The following is a 14904-nucleotide window of genomic DNA, read 5'->3' as shown; positions in this document are numbered from 1 at the left end:
ATATACCGCATGGTGCATTTTTTATAAACATCAAATGAAATTATTAGATTTGTATGTATTTGGTAGGTGGGTCAAAGTGCTGTCTTTTTTTTTAATTGTTTTTACGATAAAAATTAGACTTTCTACTAGGTTTTAGGTGTTTTTGGTTAATTATTAATCGTTAGAGTAGAAATAAATAATAGATTGTGTATCGTAATATATGATCTTTCTGATATGTGTTTTTAAGTAAACACTGTCCGAAGAATAAAAAAACAATTGAAGGAAACACACACAAATGCGAAAAACTCAGCTTAGCTGTGCAATCATCGCTGCACTGGCATCCACCTCTCTGGCCGCGCAAGAAACTAAAGCGCCCGCTAAACTTGAAACCATAGAAGTTACCGCCACGAAAAGAAGTGAATCAATCCAAGATGTCCCTGTCGCAGTCTCTGCATTGGATGGAAAAGCATTAGAAAACCTCGGTATTGATAACTTCCAAGACTACGTAGAGTTTTTACCGAATGTGGTATTCCAAGGTACAGGTCCAGGTCAGAATGAAATATACATTCGTGGTGCGGCGACCACGCAATCAAGCATTACCCTGTCATCTGTTCAAGCACTTCAGCCCTCAGTGGCTTTCTATCTTGATGAAATGCCTGTTTCTATGGCTGGCCGAAACTTAGATATTTTTGCTACCGACGTTGAGCGTGTAGAGGTTCTACCTGGGCCGCAAGGTACGTTATTTGGTGCGAGTTCTCAGGCAGGTACAGTTCGTCTAATCACAAACAAGCCAGATCATTCTGGTTTTGCTGCAGGCTTCGACACCAGTATTTCCACCACAAAAGGCGGAGATATGAGTAACACGGTGGAGGCATATTTCAACGTTACTCCAACTGACAACCTTGCGCTGCGTGTGGCTGCCTACAATGAAAGTCAGGGCGGTTGGATAGACAACATTGAAAATGAGCCAGGAAATGGTGGTTACATTGGAAGTGCAGTAGTTATTGATCGTATTTCTGGAAATGCATTGCAGAAACAGGGCATCGATCCGGCTGCGATGGATGCACGTCGTGAAATCAATGGTTTTACCCGCAGTGAAGCAGCCGTTGTGTCGCCAAGAAACAGCGAACATGTTGAAGATAACTTTAATGACGCGGTTTACTCAGGGGCGCGATTCGGGTTGTCTTACATTATCAACGAAGATTGGGATGTACTGGTTCAACACACTCAACAAACACTTGATACAGAAGGTGTGTTTGCCTACGACCCCACAGTGGAAGGCGAAAGCTCGGCAATTCGCTTTCAAAGCGATGAAAACTCCGACGAATTTGGCTTAACCACATGGACCCTAAATGGTCGTTTGGAAAAACTAGATGTGGTGTATACCGGTGGTTACCTTGACCGTGAAATAGACACGCTTACCGATTACACAGGCTACACCAACGGCGGCTTATTTTCCGCGTACTATGTGTGTACGCACTATGAAACGCCAGATAATCCAGATGACGCGCGCTGCCTCGATCCAAGTAAATACTACAAAGAAGACACCACTAGCACTCGCTTAACCCACGAACTACGTTTCAGCACAACGATGGATACACCATGGCAGCTAACGGCGGGTGTGTTTTATGACGAACAGGAAGTAGGCTCGGTAGGCCAGTTTAAAATCGCAAGCCCTGAAATCTTTGAGAACCTTGCGGGTTCATGGAATGCGCTGGCGGGTGACCGTGGAATTAACAGCGATGGTGGCCCTTTCTCTCCTGAAATTAGCTTTGTAAACGATGTTACGCATACTATCGAGCAGATCGCAGTATTTGGTCAGCTAGGCTATGAAATTACTGATACGCTTACTGCTACCATTGGTGCGCGCTGGTATCAAATTGACGATATTTATCGCGGCGCTACATCAACACGCGACGTAACAGGCCGATTAGAAGCCTATGGTCAAGGCGTGCTAGATCCCGCCGTTTATGATGGTTTGGGTCTTGACGGCCAAGGTGTTGTAGATGCTATCCAAGATGGTTCATTGGAAATTGGATTACTAGACGGTGACGGTGTACTCACTGTTGACGATACCATCTTCAAATTTGGCCTTGACTGGAAAGTAAATGAAAACGTATTGCTTTTCGCGAACTATTCAGAAGGCTTCCGTCCACCAGTAACTAACAGACTAGGTGGTGACGCAGCGGCAAATGACACTGGGGCCTTTGCGGATTTCCGTGTTCCGGTTTACTCAACAACAGATACGCTGGATAACTACGAAATTGGCCTGAAAGGTGATTTCTTAGACGGTATCTTGCGTGTTAATGCTACTGGTTACTATTCAGAAATCAGTGACTTGCAAACGTCGCTTTTCGACCCAGCAAATATTAGTTTCTTAGTCTTTACCGATAATGTTGGTGATGCAGAAGTTAAAGGGATTGATGCAGACATTACTTGGTTAGCGACAGATAACCTAGTTATTAACGCAGCATTTAGCGTACTGGATACTGAGCTGGTTAGTATTAACCCTGAACTAGAAGATATCGCGGCTGGCGTAGGCAGTGAGCTTCCGTACTCTGCTGATTTCTCAGGCAACATTAGCGCACGTTATTTCTTTGAGTTAGATGGCGGTAAAGAAGGGTATGTTAATGCATCACTTACCTACACCGGCGACCGTCTTGCTGGCATGGTGATGAACGCCTATGCCATGGAAGATGCAACTCGATTGATTTATGGCACGGGCTCGGGTCTGAAAATTAAAGATGAGGGTGACGAGTTTAAAGGCGCAACGTATCCAGGTGCAGATGGCGAAACAATTCGTGGTGGTCGCTACATTCAGGAAAGTTACGTGATTGGTAATGTATCTGTGGGGATGACGTATCAAAACTGGAAAGTTGAAGCATTCGTTGACAACGTTTTCGACAAATCAGCAATCTTGAACATTGATACACAGCAGTATACGCCTAAGGTTGTGACTAATCGCCCTCGTACTATAGGTCTTCGCTTCTCTTACGACTATTATTAATAGTTATCAGTGGTTGATGTAACGTTAACCACGCAATAGCGTTATCAAACGGCAGACATAAGTCTGCCGTTCTCATTACTAAAGCTAAAAATTTCGGTAGTATCTGTATTTAGTAACTAACGCGTATACTAAAATAGCAGCTGTGCTGAAACGCTCGTATTTATGTATTTAATTAGGCTCATAAAAGCGCGCTATATTTCGCAAATAGAATAATAAAGTAGGCTATGACACCAGAAGAATTTCAACAACAAGTACGCGCTGTAAAGCAGGCACTGCAGCGTGGACAGTTCTCAATTGCAATGGAAAGCATGCAAACGCTTTTTTCTGCATCGTTGAGCGATCAACAGAAGGCGGAAACACACTATTTAACAGCGGTTATTCAAAGGCTGTCTAAACAATATAACGAAGCGTTTAAACATATTGATGCGCTACTTGGTCTTAAGCCAGATTATGGTAGAGGATATCAAGAGTTAGCTTATTGCCATGAAGCCACCGGCAACCATCAAGCAGCGGCTAACGCATTTTTTAAAGCTACGCATTTTAACCCCGCGCTAATTAGCAGTTGGAAAAAGCTCCTTACCATTTATAAAAGCCATGACGACGTACCTGCAGTATCAATGGCGACCCAGCAAATCGAACATTTGCAGTCACTTCCTGCACCGGTACTCGGTGCTTACGATTTAATGTATGAAAAGCAGTTTTCAGCAGCAGAGCAAGTATGCCGACAGTTTTTAACTAAGCAAAAACATCATCCAGAAGCAATGATGTTACTTGCTGAAATAGGCATGCAGCTTAAGGTATATAGCGATGCTGAATTTCTTTTAGAAAGCTGCGTTGAGCTTTATCCTGACAATGAGCGTGCCGCATTAGCCTATCAAAATGTTTTATCTAAACTAGGCAAATTCCCAGATGCGGTGAAGGTAGCGAAGGCGCGATTAGCGCTGAACCCAGAAAGCTTTGCTATTAAAACCAGCTTGGCCCATGCACTTGTTGGCGTCGGTCAGTTAGATGAAGCAATAAGCCTATACAAAGAAGTGTTGTCACAAAATGCTGATAGACCTAAAGTGTGGGTTGCATTGGGCCATGCGTTAAAAGCAAAAGGCGATACTACGGATGCCGTTAACGCCTATGAAAAAGCGGTTGAATACGCGAATGATTACGGCGACGCTTATTGGAGTTTAGCGAATACAAAAACCTACAAATTCAGCGACAACATGCTGTCGCAAATGTGCAAGCAAGTTGAAGCTAGCTCGATAAAGTTAGACGATAAAATTCACATTTGTTTTGCGTTAGGTAAAGGGTTTGAAGACAAAGGCCAGGCAGATAAAGCGTTTGCCTACTATGACCAAGGCAATAAACTTAAACACAGTACGCTTCAATTTGATATTAGTAGAACAGAGAAGGCCTTAGACGCTCAGCAGCAGGCTTTCACGGCGGGTTCTTTCAGTTCAAAACAGGGCTGCCAAGCTCCCGATCCTATTTTTATTGTGGGCTTGCCTCGCGCTGGTTCGACATTATTAGAGCAAATCCTCGCGTCACATTCGCAGGTAGACGGCACCATGGAGCTACACGATATATTAGGTATTGCTTCATCATTAAGTCATCAAAAAACACCTTATCCGTTTAACGTGAGCGAACTAGATAGTGCAACCCTCGAAAAGCTTGGTGCCCGTTATATTGAGCAGACTAAAGCTTACCGACAAGGCGCGGCATTTTTCATTGATAAAATGCCCAATAACTTCATTCACATAGGCTTAATTAAAAAGATACTGCCTAACGCCAAAATTATTGATGCACGCAGAAACCCAATGGACTGCTGTTTTAGTGGCTTTAAACAGTTATTCGGTGAGGGGCAAGAGTTCAGCTATTCGCTTGACGATATTGGCCGTTACTATAATGCTTATGAACAGCTTATGGATCATTGGCATAGTGTGTTGCCTGGGGAAATTCTTACTGTACAGCACGAAGATGTTCTGGATGATTTGGAAGGGCAAGTTAAACGCATTCTAGATTTTTGTGGGTTAGATTTTGAAGAAGCATGCTTAGCGTTTCACCAAACCAAACGGGTGATAAAGACGCCAAGCTCTGAACAGGTTCGCCAACCTATATACAAAACAGGGATGGGGCAGTGGAAGCCTTTCGAAAACTATTTAGCTGAGCTTAAACAAGCACTAGGCAGAGACACCTCAAAGCCAGATAATTAATGGATAGTCAAAAATGAAGAGTCATGGCTGTCTTTAAGTCATGACTCTTTTTTAATTAGTTAAAACGTATCAACTACCTTTTAAGGCTGATACGGAAGCGAAGATTGATGAAGGATAATGCGAATTTTTCCGTCTTCACATTGTTTGAAAACAAAGCTCTTGTTTACAAAAATATGGCTGTCGTCTTCGCCGATAAAGTGTACGTTACACTGAACAATGGCAAGCTCACCGTTTAAGATAAAGTCTTCTTTGCTATACCAAACCTTCACCCATGGCTTTAATTTAAAGCCATTGTCGTTTGGATAGTCGCTATTACCGCCTACGAAATAAGATAAAGCGCCTTTTTTTGTTGGGCGAAATGTTTGAGAGCCAAAAGTAAGCGTAGGTTTAAAGAGTACTTTTCCATTATCGTAGTCGTAGTTATCTGACAGCACTTGTGAAGCGAATGCTTTTACATCGCCACCTTCAGCGTGCACTTTACCTACCGCTACTACATTGTCGCACCAAGTTTGTAGTGCGGTATGAACCATTTCTTCTGTGAACATGTTATTTCTCCCAAGATAATGTGCAATGTTATATTGTATCATTATGATTTGTTTACAATATCGATAAATTAATGAATTGTAACTGTTTATCCGTGATAGTCATTTTCTATCAGCAAGCGCTAAGACCTGTCGATTGCATAACTTCAATTTTTCCAATAAGAAAACCTGTTACCTATTAGACATTAAAAAATGTTAATCATTCTTAATCTAATCTTCTGTTTTCAACGTTACAACGTTATCTGATGTCGAGTTTACAAGCTATTACATCTGTAATGCTTAGACTTAATGTAGAAGGTTTAGTCATGAATGACGTTACACAGCTAATATTGATGTATTTCATCATACCGCTGTGGTTCACAGCAGGGATAGTCGACTGGTTTTGCCACCGCAGCAGTAATATTGCTGCTACCGCGGGGCCGAAGGAGTCCTTAATTCATCTATTGATGTTTATAGAGGTAGGAATTCCTCTTTTTATGGTTCTCCTCTTTGAGGTGAATAGTTTAATTATTGCTGCAGGTATTCTGTTTTTCTTCTTACATGAATTAACAGCACTGTGGGACGTTAGCTATGCGGTATCGAAAAGAAGAGTGGGGCCTATTGAGCAGCATGTGCACAGCTTTTTGGAAATGATACCGCTGCTCGCATTAATTTTGGTAATTGCCAGACATTGGTCTCATTTTATAGCGTTATTCGGACTGGGCGAAAGTCCTGCTGATTTTGGTCTGCGGTTTAAGCAAGAGCCCCTTCCAACATGGTATTTACTATCAGTTATCGCCGTTGCTACCGTGCTAGAATTTTTACCTTATGTAGAGGAGTTGATTAGAGGTATGAAAGCAAAAGAAAAAAGTTCACAAGAAAAAACGACGTTGTCTTCAGATGAAGAAAAACAATCCAATAGTAAAGCGGACGTTTCACATCAGGATGCAGAAGCTGCGAGCCCTTATGCATCATCTGTTGCAGGTGAAGAAGACCCAGGTGTAGCGCTTGAAGAATTGGTAGAAAGCAACAAGAAGTGACGCTTCAATAGTAAATAATAAAAGGGCAAGCGAGACCGCAAATACTAGAGCTACTATCGCCTAGTTAGCCTAAACTTGACCAGAATCTAGGTAATGTGGTGCCTTGTCGCTTTACATAGTTAAAGGCACCACCGCGACATAAAAAGTGTTGTATAAAATACAGCGGGTAAATATGGCAGCTTCGTACAAAGTTACTGAATACTTAAAAGCCCGCTTAGTACTTACGACGTTTGAGCCCCGTCTCTGCCAATATTTTTGCTGAGATCTCTTCAATCGAGTACTTAGTGCTATTTAAAAACGGGATTTTTTCCTTTCTATACAAGTTTTCTACTTCACGCAGTTCCATTCGACATTGTGGCAGCGATGCATATTTGCTGTTTGCACGGCGCTCTGAACGTATTTGATGGAGTCTATCCGCTGCAATCGTTAGCCCAAAAAGCTTATGTTTGAACCTGCGTAGGGCAGGGGGAAGCTTAAGCATGTCGCCCATGTCTTCTTCTGTAAAAGGGTAGTTCGCTGCTTTTATTCCGTATTGAAGGGCTAAGTAAAGACTTGTTGGCGTTTTACCCGAGCGTGAAACACCAGTAAGAATGATGTCTGCTTCATCGTAATCTTTTAGATTAGAGCCATCGTCATTAGCCAGTGCGTAGTTTACGGCCTCAATTCTAATATCGTAGGTGGTTTCGTGGATACTGTGTGTACGATGTTTTTCTGGTTTTGAAGGAACACCCAATACTTTTTCCAGTGGCGCTACGAATTGATCGAGAAAATTATAGTTAATGCCCACAGATTTCGAGATTATTTTGCGAATATCTACATTCACAATTGTATAAAAAACGAGCGGCCTTTCTCCGGTGTCTTGAAAACTTTCAGAAATTTGCTGTAAAACTTTGTGAGCTTGTTCCTCAGTTTCAACGAATGGAATGGTGTTGTGATTGAAAGAAACGGGAAACAGGGAAAGCAGGGCGTGGCCGAAGACCTCTGCAGTGATGGCTGTACCATCTGAAATATAAAAAGCTGTGCGCACAACATATCCTTAACATTGGTGTAATTTTATTACAAAAGTAATAAAGGGTTTACATTCTGAATTTCCCCATTCTAAGATGATTTCGTCGAAAAGCTACACGGTTCTTGTGAATGATGGCAAATATCAATAGGTTTGCTGTCAAACGTAATGGACAGCGTTAACAGTGGTTTTCACCACATATCGACTACAATTTGATGAGTTTCAGGTGACAAAAAGCACAAACCTGAAATTAACCTCATACCCTACACATAAAAAAGCTGGAGGCTTGGGCTGTGCAAGAATACGTACTTTGGTATCAAGAACTGGGCATGCATGATGTGGGTCGCGTAGGCGGCAAAAATGCATCATTAGGCGAGATGATTTCAAACCTGGCGAACGCCGGTGTGCAGGTGCCGGGAGGTTTTGCTACCACCGCCGAGGCATTTAATGAGTTTCTAGAGCAAAGTGGCCTAGAAGCGCGCATTCACGAAGTCTTAGACTCGTTAGACGTAGATGACGTAAACGCACTGACCGAAGCGGGTAAGAATATCCGCCAGTGGATCATCGACACACCTTTCCAAGGAAAGCTAGAAGAAGAAATCAAAACTGCGTTTGTCACATTACAGGGTGATGCAGGTGAAGAAGCGTCATTTGCAGTGCGTTCATCAGCCACGGCTGAAGATATGCCTGATGCGTCTTTCGCAGGTCAACAAGAGACTTTCCTAAACGTTAAAGGCTATGAAGCCGTGCTTGTGGCAATTAAGCACGTGTTCGCATCGCTATTTAACGACCGCGCTATTTCATATCGCGTTCACCAAGGATACGACCACAAAGGCGTGGCGCTATCTGCAGGCATACAACGCATGGTGCGTAGTGATATCGCATCATCAGGCGTTATGTTTACTATCGATACAGAGTCTGGCTTTGAAGACGTTGTATTTATTACCAGCTCATTTGGTTTAGGTGAAATGGTGGTGCAGGGTGCGGTTAACCCTGATGAGTTCTATGTTCACAAACCAACACTTGATAAAGGCCTGCCTGCTATCGTTCGTCGTAACCTTGGTAGTAAGCTGACTAAAATGGTGTACTCAGATGATGAAGCACACGGTAAGCAAGTGTCTATTGTCGATATTGATGCAGCTGACAGCAAAACCTTCTCGTTGACTGATGACGAAGTAATGGAGCTTGCTAAACAGGCGCAGATCATTGAAAACCACTACAAGCGTCCTATGGACATCGAGTGGGCAAAAGATGGCGCAGACGGCAAACTATACATTGTTCAGGCTCGCCCTGAAACGGTACGCAGCCGTGAAGACTCACAGAGCATCGAGCGATTCCAGTTGAAAGGTCAAAGCAACATTGTTTGTGAAGGCCGTGCAATTGGTCACAAAATCGGTGCTGGTGTAGCGAAAGTGCTTGATTCAATTGAAGAGATGGACAAAATCCAGGCGGGTGATGTTCTGGTAACTGACATGACAGACCCTGACTGGGAACCTATCATGAAGAAGGCTTCTGCTATTGTTACCAACCGCGGTGGCCGTACGTGTCACGCGGCAATCATCGCGCGTGAGTTAGGTATTCCAGCGGTTGTGGGTTGTGGTAACGCGACTGACAGTATCGAGAACGGCGACAAAATTACTGTGTCTTGTGCTGAAGGTGACACTGGTTTTATCTACGGTGACGAACTAGAGTTCGACGTAGTGACCTCACGCATTGACGCAATGCCTGACCTACCGCTGAAAGTCATGATGAACGTGGGTAACCCCGATCGCGCATTTGATTTTGCTCGCTTGCCAAACGCAGGTGTTGGTCTTGCGCGTCTTGAGTTTATTATCAACCGCATGATTGGTGTGCACCCTAAAGCACTACTTAATTTCGACAGCCAGCCTGAAGAGTTGAAAGAAGAAATTAGCGATATGATTGCAGGCTACGAGTCGCCTACGGAATACTACATCGAGAAATTGGTGGAAGGTATTTCAACCATTGGCGCTGCATTCTCGCCAGAGAAAGTTATTGTTCGTATGTCAGATTTCAAATCGAACGAATACTTCAACTTAGTGGGCGGTTATCAATACGAGCCAGACGAAGAAAACCCAATGTTGGGTTTCCGTGGTGCAAGCCGCTACATCTCTGAAGATTTCCGCGATTGTTTTGCCCTTGAATGTGAAGCCATAAAGCGCGTTCGCAACAAAATGGGCTTGACCAATGTTGAGATCATGATCCCGTTTGTTCGTACATTAGAAGAAGGTCGTCAAGTTATCGAGCTTCTTGAAGAGCAGGGACTTAAGAAAGGTGAAAATGGCCTTCGCGTTATCATGATGTGTGAACTGCCATCAAACGCTTTGCTTGCTGATAAGTTCCTAGACATTTTCGACGGTTTCTCTATTGGGTCTAACGACTTAACGCAGTTAACCCTAGGTCTAGATCGCGACAGTGGTCTTATCGCGCACTTGTTTGATGAACGTGATGAAGCGGTCAAAGCATTGTTGTCAATGGCAATTCAGGCAGCGAAGAAGCGTGAAAAATACGTAGGCATTTGTGGTCAAGGTCCATCAGATCACGAAGACTTCGCCGCGTGGCTGGTACAAGAAGGGATTGATTCGGTATCACTTAATCCTGATACCGTGGTTGAAACCTGGCTTTACCTTGCTGAAAAGCACGGTTAATCACGCAGTTCGGATGTGAAGGCTAGAAAGCTTAAAGGCTATCTAGTTTTCCATCTAACGTCATGTTATTTCACGACGTTATCGCTTTGATATTATTGAAAAAGAGACCATAAGGTCTCTTTTTTTGTTAGGCAACTTAAAGTGATGGCCACTCATCTAGAAACAAATTTTTGCTCAAGTTTCATTCCTTAAAAAAACTGTGGTTATTTAGCAAAACTATGTATTTTTGCGTGTTGATAACATGACTTTTTGTAATTAAAAATGTAATATTACAAAGTGACTTTCACTTTGAATCTTTGATTAATAATTAACTTGGTTGAATTCTCATGGCACATAATGACAGCGCAGTTTCAGTAAATACTTCCGAAGAAAACGTTATGCAATCACGCTCTGTGGTAGAGCAGTTGGCGGAAGCGCAGAAAGAAATTAACGAGCTTAAAATGCAGTTAATGTGGATGGAACGCAACTACGAGTAAGAATAACCTATTAGAATAAGGCGGGAATTAACCGTCCAACAATGAAAGTATTTTCCTTTTAATTGAAAGGTTACAGGTTAATTTACAGTTTGGCTAAAAGGAGGTCATGTTGGCCTCCTTTTTTGTCTCTAATGGTTGTCTGCTGCTCTTAAGCAATGGCTTAGTTAGTTGGAAATGGTGAATATGCTAATGACTAGGTTTTTTCGCCTTTTTGATGTGCAACAAAGCTCAAGACCTTCTTATATTACTTGGTTAAATTATGTCCGGTTGGATTAGTGTGCTATTGTAAATAGCGTTAGGCTAGCAGTATGGATGAGGCAGGGGAGGGAAACTAAGATGGCTTATAAATTTAAGTTTTTTGCACAACCTGTAATCAGTAACATCAGAACGTTCTGTGAAGCTGCGCTGGTTGAATTCACTATTGGTCTGATATGTGCAGTTTTCGCCTATGCAAGTTATGGTGTTTTTATTCACCTTTTTGTTGCTTGCGTTGTTATCTCGATAGCGTGTTTTTGCCTAAGTATCTATAACTTATATAGTCTTTTCTATTGAACTAATCCGCGAAGATAATTGCCCCGCCACTATTGAGACACTACCGAATACATGCATAAAAAAAGGGTTAACACAGTGTGTGTTAACCCTTTTTGATATGATTGCCTGTCTTAAATAGCGTTAGTATTTAGTCATCAAACCAGCGATTAAGCCGAATCTATAGAATGCTTACGCTTTAAGCTGGTTACCAATAGGTAGCTGGCGAATACGCTTACCGCATGCAGCAAAAATGGCATTGCACAGCGCTGGCGCATACACGGGGGTTGCAGGTTCACCTACACCTGCTGGCGGCGCATCGCTTTCAATTACTTCAACTTCTACCTCTAGTGGTGAATCGCTCATGCGCGGTACACGGTAGTTGTGGAAGTTACTCTGCTGTACACGCCCTTTATCAAACGTTATACCGTCACTGATTGCTGTTGTGATACCGTAAACCGAGCCGCCTTGGGTTTGGTTTTTAACCGTATCGGTGTTAACTACAGTACCTGCATCAATCGCTACCCATGATTTAATCACGCTAAGATCGCCAGCGTCAGACACCTCAACTTCAACCACAGTAGCAACGTAAGTTAAAAAGCTACGGTGCGCAGCAATACCCAGTCCGCGGGCTTTAGGCATGTTGCGGCCCCAGCCTGCCATGTCAGATACTTTCTCAATTACATTACGAAGACGGCCTGTATCCAAAGGATAAACCGACTTATCACCCCAATAGTTTTGATATTCGGCTTTTTGATCCGTCACATCAATAATTCTATCAGGACCAATTACTTCCAATAGGTAATCTTTAGCGTCTTTGCCTGCTTTGTGGGCTGCTTCATTAATAAACGACTGTACAGCAAACGCGTGGAAGATGTTCGATACTGAACGCATCCATCCAATACGGGCTTTGGCTGGCGCTTCACCGCGCTCTAACTTCATGTTGGGCGTAAGAATAGGGTTATCCGTAAAGCCCAAATCTAACTCAAAGCTAAAGGGTGCGTTCGCGCCCTCTTGGAACGTAGAGGCAATAGGTGAAAACGCGGTTCTGTGAAGATAAGCGTCAATTTTACCGTTTTCATCAAGTGCAGCTTCAACATGTTGAGCGGAAACCGCGTGATAGAAACCGTGCTGAATATCATCTTCACGTGTCCATTGAACGCGAATTGGCTTGCCCGTTTTCATTGATAGGAATGCTGCTTCCGCTGAAAAGTCAGGCTTAGACTTACGCCCGAAAGCACCACCTAGCATGGTAACGTGAACATTGATTTTTTCTTTGTCCATGCCAACCATAGCGCCCACGGTTTCCATATCAGCCTGCGGATTTTGTGTTGCTGCCCATACGTCAACGCGATCTTTATAGTACATGGCAGTAGCACATGGTGGCTCCATTGGGGCTTGTGCTAAATGCGGCACGTAATAGTCAGCAACCAGTTTGTCGCTGGCTTTTTCTAAAACGCTCAACGCATCGCCTTTTTCTCTAACAAGCGCTTGAGGTGCATTTACTGTGTTTAGCAACTGCTCTTTAAAGTTCGCTGAGTTATAGTCGCCATTTGCGCCATCGTCCCAGGTGACGTCTAATGCTTTGCGGCCTTGCCATGCTGCCCATGTGTTGTTAGCTATAATGGCTAGCCCACCTTTTGGTTGGAACTGAGGCGCACCTTTTGGCGCTGGAATTTCAATTACATCAACAACGCCATTAACCGCTTTTGCTTTATCTGCATTGAAGCTTTTCATCTTACCGCCCACTACAGGTGGGCGTTCGATTATAGCAACAAGTGCTTTTGGCTCGCGCACGTCGGCGGCGAAGGTTGCTTTACCGGTAACGATGTCTTGAAGGTCGATATGCGCCATACCGGTATTGATGTAACGCCATTCTTTCCTTTCTTTAAGCTTAAGCTTATCTGCTTCTGGCGGCGTAATGGTTAATGCATCGTCTATTAAGTCTTTATAAGCAAGCGTTTTACCTGAAGTGTGTGTTACCACATGCTGCTCGGCAACACAGGTACTTGGCTCAACACCCCAACGCTTAGCTGCTGCATGTTGCATCATATAACGCACGCTTGCGCCCATTTCTCGAAGACGCTGCATATTGAAGCGGATACTACGCGAGCCATCGGTGTTTTGGTCACCGTATTTGGGGTCGCCTTTGCCTTGAATAACAATGACTTTGTCCCACGCCGCTTCCATCTCGTCAGCTACAATTTGCGCAATGGCGGTTCGGATCTGTTGACCCATTTCGCTGCGGTGACACGTTACTTCAACCATGCCGTCAGGGCGAAGTGCAATGAACAAGTTTGCGCGCTTTGCGTTTTCCGCCGGCTTTGCTAATACGCCAGCCATGGCGCGAGGTGCACCACCCATAAAATAGGTACCAAGAACCAGTGCACCCGCCGCTGCTGTCGATTTTAAGAAACTGCGGCGATTCATATCAAAATAGGTATTCTCACTCATGCTTCTTCTCCCGCTTGGGTTGGGTCAAAGTAGCTAACGCCAGCGTTGCTGCTTATTGATTTCGACGCAGACTTAATGGCCTTGTGAATGCGAGGGTACGTGCCGCAACGACAGATGTTGCCCGACATATTCTGAACAATTTCTTCGTCACTTGGCGTTGGGTTGGTTGATAATAGACTGGCAGCTTGCATGATTTGCCCACATTGACAGAAACCACATTGTGGTACTTTGTGTTCTACCCACGCTTTTTGGACAGGGTGATCGCCATTTTCGCTTAGCCCTTCAATAGTGGTAATTTTTCTGCCTTGAACGGCTGATACAGGCAATACGCAAGAGCGTTGTGCCATGCCATCAATGTGAACAGTACAAGCGCCACATTGCGCCATACCACAGCCAAACTTAGGTCCTGTAAGATTTAATTCGTCACGAAGGTACCACAACACTGGTGTTGATGGGTCACCAGAAAATTCGTGTTTGTTACCATTAACGGTAAACGTGATCATGGTCTTGTCTCCATAGGTAAGCGAAAGATATGACTTGGACCAGATTGTTTAAATCTGGCCTACCCAAGCAGCGCAATGCGGGGTCAACGCATTGCACAAAATCATATCGATACGGTTACATTGCCTGATGATACGAACTATCTAAGATGCTGAGCATGCTCAGATAATTGCCACTATTATTATTGTTAAAGGCTTCGCAATTTATACTTTAGTTTACGTTAACACGCATTGCATCATTACGCATTTACATAAGTTTAATTGCTAACACTTTGCGACAAAGTGGTGAGAGATGAAGAGGGGGGCGAAACGCACTATGCGTTATGGCGTGCTCAACTTTCTAAAAGCACACCTGTTAGAACAAAAACAATTAACGCAGCTTTCGCATAAGAAGAAAACGATCAATTCTACGGGCACCACTCGTCATTGTTTTTTGGCTGTATTTGAGCCAGCTTCGCGCTTTTGGCCAGTCGTAACTTAAGAGCACTAAACCGCCTATCACTAACAAGATAGAGCCCGGAAG

9 protein-coding genes are annotated in these 14904 nt (G+C 43.6%); 5 read left to right on the top strand and 4 right to left on the bottom strand.

Features of this window, described 5'->3' with window-relative positions; translation table 11 throughout:
- Positions 1–274: 274 nt before the first annotated feature.
- Both BIZ39_RS13760 and BIZ39_RS13755 read left to right on the top strand, forming a co-directional pair.
- A complete protein-coding gene (locus tag BIZ39_RS13760; protein WP_187447249.1) occupies positions 275–2986 on the top strand; it encodes a TonB-dependent receptor in 2712 nt (903 codons plus the stop codon).
- A 224-nt stretch (positions 2987–3210) separates the two neighbouring features.
- Positions 3211–5190, top strand: coding sequence for a tetratricopeptide repeat-containing sulfotransferase family protein (locus BIZ39_RS13755; protein ID WP_061485788.1), 1980 nt, complete (start codon positions 3211–3213; stop codon positions 5188–5190).
- Positions 5191–5270: 80 nt separating this feature from the next.
- Here BIZ39_RS13755 and BIZ39_RS13750 read toward each other — a convergent pair whose 3' ends face one another.
- Positions 5271–5735, bottom strand: coding sequence for a hypothetical protein (locus BIZ39_RS13750; RefSeq protein ID WP_049586693.1), 465 nt, complete (start codon positions 5733–5735; stop codon positions 5271–5273).
- 242 nt (positions 5736–5977) lie between these two features.
- On the opposite strand from BIZ39_RS13750, the gene BIZ39_RS13745 reads away from it, so the two are divergent.
- Positions 5978–6751, top strand: coding sequence for a diguanylate cyclase (locus BIZ39_RS13745; RefSeq protein ID WP_239220188.1), 774 nt, complete (start codon positions 5978–5980; stop codon positions 6749–6751).
- 214 nt (positions 6752–6965) lie between these two features.
- Here BIZ39_RS13745 and BIZ39_RS13740 read toward each other — a convergent pair whose 3' ends face one another.
- Complete coding sequence (locus tag BIZ39_RS13740) at positions 6966–7778, bottom strand: pyruvate, water dikinase regulatory protein (protein ID WP_049586695.1); 813 nt, start codon at positions 7776–7778, stop codon at positions 6966–6968.
- Between the two features lie 272 nt (positions 7779–8050).
- On the opposite strand from BIZ39_RS13740, the gene ppsA reads away from it, so the two are divergent.
- Both ppsA and BIZ39_RS13730 read left to right on the top strand, forming a co-directional pair.
- The gene (ppsA, locus tag BIZ39_RS13735) at positions 8051–10423 is read left to right on the top strand and encodes a phosphoenolpyruvate synthase (RefSeq protein ID WP_187447248.1); all 2373 of its coding nucleotides are present in this window, start codon (positions 8051–8053) and stop codon (positions 10421–10423) included.
- Between the two features lie 326 nt (positions 10424–10749).
- A complete protein-coding gene (locus BIZ39_RS13730) occupies positions 10750–10899 on the top strand; it encodes a hypothetical protein (RefSeq protein WP_155279892.1) in 150 nt (49 codons plus the stop codon).
- Positions 10900–11619: 720 nt separating this feature from the next.
- Here BIZ39_RS13730 and BIZ39_RS13725 read toward each other — a convergent pair.
- On the bottom strand, positions 11620–13881 hold the full coding sequence (locus BIZ39_RS13725; RefSeq protein ID WP_187447247.1) for a molybdopterin cofactor-binding domain-containing protein: 2262 nt from the start codon (positions 13879–13881) through the stop codon (positions 11620–11622).
- Entirely contained in the window at positions 13878–14384 is a 507-nt protein-coding gene (locus BIZ39_RS13720) for a (2Fe-2S)-binding protein (protein WP_014976393.1), read from the bottom strand. Before BIZ39_RS13720 ends, BIZ39_RS13725 begins: the two co-directional genes overlap by 4 nt.
- Positions 14385–14904 lie beyond the last annotated feature (520 nt).

It is taken from the genome of Alteromonas sp. BZK5 (genome assembly GCF_014349115.1).
GTDB lineage: Bacteria > Pseudomonadota > Gammaproteobacteria > Enterobacterales > Alteromonadaceae > Alteromonas > Alteromonas macleodii.
The sequence above is the reverse complement of the archived record's forward strand: the minus strand, read 5'-3'. Positions and strand labels throughout refer to the sequence as shown.